General features: G+C 45.9%; 4 protein-coding genes. 3 read left to right on the plus strand and 1 reads right to left on the minus strand.

The genetic code is table 11. From position 1 onward, the window contains the following. Positions 1-876: pre-peptidase C-terminal domain-containing protein (locus ACVBIO_RS21430; protein WP_447173415.1), on the plus strand; the 876-nt coding region annotated here is incomplete at its 5' end. A gap of 193 nt (positions 877-1,069) precedes the next feature. Beyond that, complete coding sequence (locus tag ACVBIO_RS21435) at positions 1,070-1,360, plus strand: DUF6482 family protein (protein WP_447173416.1); 291 nt, start codon at positions 1,070-1,072, stop codon at positions 1,358-1,360. A 36-nt stretch (positions 1,361-1,396) separates the two neighbouring features. On the opposite strand, the gene ACVBIO_RS21440 is transcribed toward ACVBIO_RS21435, so the two are convergent. Next, entirely contained in the window at positions 1,397-2,182 is a 786-nt protein-coding gene (locus ACVBIO_RS21440; protein WP_447159468.1) for an AraC family transcriptional regulator, read from the minus strand. A 101-nt stretch (positions 2,183-2,283) separates the two neighbouring features. Between ACVBIO_RS21440 and ACVBIO_RS21445 the strand changes: the two genes are divergently transcribed. Next, the gene (locus tag ACVBIO_RS21445; protein ID WP_447173417.1) at positions 2,284-3,534 is read left to right on the plus strand and encodes an MFS transporter; all 1,251 of its coding nucleotides are present in this window, start codon (positions 2,284-2,286) and stop codon (positions 3,532-3,534) included. The last annotated feature ends 200 nt before the right edge of the window (positions 3,535-3,734 follow it).

Genomic DNA, 3,734 nt, shown 5'->3' on the forward strand with positions numbered 1-3,734 from the left:
GATGCCTTCCCTAACGATGCGACTGAATCTGTCGACTCTGATGGAGACGGTGTGGGTAACAACGGCGATGCCTTCCCGAATGATGCAACAGAAACGCTTGATACTGATGGTGATGGCATAGGTGACAATAGTGATGCTTTCCCAAGCGATCCTAACAATGGCGTGGTAGCACATTGCGGCGCAGCGACCATTGGCTCAGGTAAGTTAACCCTTGAAAAGCAAGAATGCGTAAGCGGCGGTAAATCAAGCTTCTACGTATGGGTTGAGCAGGACAATACAGACCTGTATATCAGCACTCAAGGCGGTGATGGCAATGCCAACATTTACTTCAATGCAGACACTTGGGCATCAGCAACAAGCTCACAAGCTAAGTCTGAAGCGAGTGGTAATAACGAGCAGCTACACGTTGTCGCTAATCGAGGCTGGCGCTACATTGCCATCGATACTGGCTCAAACTACAGCGGTGTATCAATGACAGTTAGCCTAACCGACAATTCAACGGTAACCCCTGTTGAGCCGGTAGAGCCTGAAGTACCTACAGCGTTAGAAAATATGTGTGCCACCAGTACGGCTAAAGATTATGGCAGCATCAGTAACGGTGTCCCTATCTGTGTTAAAGATGGTCGCTCATCTTTCTACATCTATATCCCTAGGGATACTCAGAGCCTAACCGCCGAAACAGGACACGGTACGGGTGAACTAGAGCTATATGTAGGTGAGAGCTGGCCTGATGCCGACAACAACACGGGGAAGTCAACCAATGTGGGGACTCAGGAGCAAGTTGTTGTTCAGCAACCTGATTATGGTTGGTACTACATTTCGGTGCAGAGCACAGCTAGCAGCGAAGATGTCACACTGAAGGTCACGCTCAAATAGGCTACTTTCAACGGTATTCATAAGAGACTCGCTAAAAGCAAACCCATGTGGTTTGCTTTTTTATGTCTGCTGTCTGCTGTCTGCTGTCTGCTTAATATTAACCCATTCATTTCCAGAAATAGGCTGAACCCTTTTAGCATTTCGAGCGTAATGCTCTGTAGCGATAGTCACTGCTGCTTAATAGGAGACAATTATGGGTATGTTTCAGTCACTCAGCCAAACATTTCACTCTTCGTCGACCCATCCTCGTATCATTGGTGTAGCCGACGCACCGCATTACCTTGTTGGTGCAATGGATGATAACGATAACTTTGTTCAACTTGATGAGGAAACCAGCGTGCAATGTGTCACTTCGCTTGCTCAAGCAAAGCAATTATTACGACGTCATCATTATCAAGTAGCAGAGCTTGAATACCAGACTGCTTACGATGAAATGTGCGGCCTTTCGTTCACCGGCAACTACAAAGAAACGATTAAACTTTAACCGATAACGCCCTAAACAATTGCACTTGTCGAGCGACTAATCTTTTAGTTTCATATATTGCTTAGGTGATTGGCCCAACGTCTTTTTGAAAAAAGTAATGAACGCACTAACAGACTCATAACCTAGCTCTTCAGCAATACGCTGCACAGAATCGCCTGTCGCCAGTTTTTGTAAAGCTAAAACAATATGTAGCTGTCCACGCCAACGACCAAAACTAAGACCTATTTCACTCTTAACTAAACGCGCAAGCGTGCGCTCACTCATCGCATATTGTCCCGCCCATTGCGCTACTGTGCGCCTATCTTCTGGCGATGTAATCAAGGCATTGGCAATGGATTTCAATCTCGGCTCAGTCGGGATAGGAAAGTCATAGTGCTGTGTTGGCATAGTCCGCAGCTGATCGATAAGCACTCCCACCAATTTGTCGGTTGAGCTATTTTGCGGATAATGTTGTTCAACAAGCGTCAAATGAGCAATGAGCTCTCTGATTAAAGGAGTCACAGATAAAGTACAACTGCGATCAGGCATGCCAGCGACATCAGGGTCGACAAACAACATACACACATTAGCGTTTTTCGAGATCTGATTGCAGTGAGGCACCTGGCTTGGGATCCAAACAGCACAATTGGGTGGCACAATCCAAATTGCGTCATCAATTTTACATTTTACAAAGCCACTCAGTGCGAGTACCAATTGACACTTTCGATGCTGATGAAACGGAGTTTCAGCATCTTCTTCTTCCCCGACTAAGCGCAGTGCCACCACAGGTTGAGGGTAATTGTCGGAGTCAAACTCCGGTAGTGAGGGCGTACCGAACTTCATAGCATGACCGTTTTTAGCAACATAGAGTCACTATAGCTCAATACAGCAAGCATTTAGAAGCGTAAGCTATCGCACTTTCATATTCTCAAAAGGTGCCTATTATGACGTTATCGCATCCTTCTCGTGTTGCCAGCAGCGCATTTTTACTGCTTGGTGTGTTATTAATCTCCATTAGCTTACGCAACCCTATTACGGGTGTTGGCCCTTTACTTGACGCCATAAGAACAGACTTGCACCTGTCTGCAACACAGGCAGGAATGTTGACCACCTTGCCTTTGTTAGCTTTTGCTTTCTTCTCACCCGTTGCCTCCAAACTTGCACGCAAGCGTGGTCTTGAGCAAGCGCTCATGCTATCGCTATTGTTTATTCTTATCGGTTTAACAGTCAGGTCTTTGGGTTCATCAAGCACTCTTTTTCTCGGAACCGTCATCATAGGTGCCGGTATCGCCTTTGCTAACGTGCTACTACCAAGCTTAATGAAGCGCGACTTTCCAACTAAAATTGCCACCATGACCTCGATGTACGTATTGATGATGGGCGCGGGCTCAGCAATGAGTGCGAGCTTAGCGATACCGTTAGTCGATATGGCTGAACAGTTATCGATAAGTTTTATTCCAAGTTGGGCGTTTTCATTGGGTAGTTTAGTGATATTCCCGATTATCGCGATCTTGGTATGGCTGCCACAGATGCGTAACCACACACCACCGAGCAAAGACACGCAGGCGCTCGATAGCCATAGTTACTTATGGCGTCACGTTAGCGCTTGGCAGATCACGCTATTTTTGGCTTTAAATTCTTTCTTGATGTATATCTTTATCAGTTGGCTGCCGACAATTTTAGTCGACAGCGGTTACAGCCATCATGAGGCGGGGGTGATCCATGGCATGTTGCAACTGTTCACTGCTGTACCCGCTTTGGTATTAATTCCGTTTATGAGTAAGCTTAAAGACAAACGCTTTCTCAGCTTTGGCCTAACGTTTTTGGCATTTATTGGCATTATGGGGCTGCTACTTAAACCTGAGTTTGCCATGGTTTGGGGTATGTTATTTGGCTTTGGTGCTGGAGGTGGCTTTATTCTGGCATTAGCCTTAATAAGCCTGCGTACCGCTAGTGCACACCAGGCTGCGACGTTATCAGGTATGGCGCAGTTTTTAGGTTATCTGTTGGCAGCCACAGGCCCTATGATAATTGGCGAGCTACACGAACAAACCGCAAGTTGGCAGTTACCGCTAATCATCTGCGCTATTTGTGCAGTACTCTGGGGGGGGGTCGCATTTTTAGCGGCAAAAGATGAGTTAATCCAGCCTCCTAATCACAATGGCAATAACGCATTAGTCACAGCCCAGCCTTAGATCCGCAAGTAGCAAGGGAGCATAAAACTCCCTTGTTATCGCCGCAATGCTCTATCTATTGTGGCTTAATAAACCTGTACACCGATATGAGGTAAACTCTCCTTAATATAAAGCGGTGTAAAAGTAATGAAGACTCAACCAACTTATTCAACAGAATTTAAAATAGATGCAGCTAACCTTGTAATTAATCAAGGCTATAC

The sequence above is a fragment of the Shewanella sp. 0m-8 genome (genome assembly GCF_052977265.1).

What these genes read in the sequence shown, in the direction of transcription:
- ACVBIO_RS21435 (WP_447173416.1), top strand. Translation starts at nt 1,070, where the DNA reads ATGGGTATGTTTCAGTCACTCAGCCAAACATTTCACTCTTCGTCGACC.
- ACVBIO_RS21440 (WP_447159468.1), bottom strand. Translation starts at nt 2,182, where the DNA reads ATGAAGTTCGGTACGCCCTCACTACCGGAGTTTGACTCCGACAATTAC.
- ACVBIO_RS21445 (WP_447173417.1), top strand. Translation starts at nt 2,284, where the DNA reads ATGACGTTATCGCATCCTTCTCGTGTTGCCAGCAGCGCATTTTTACTG.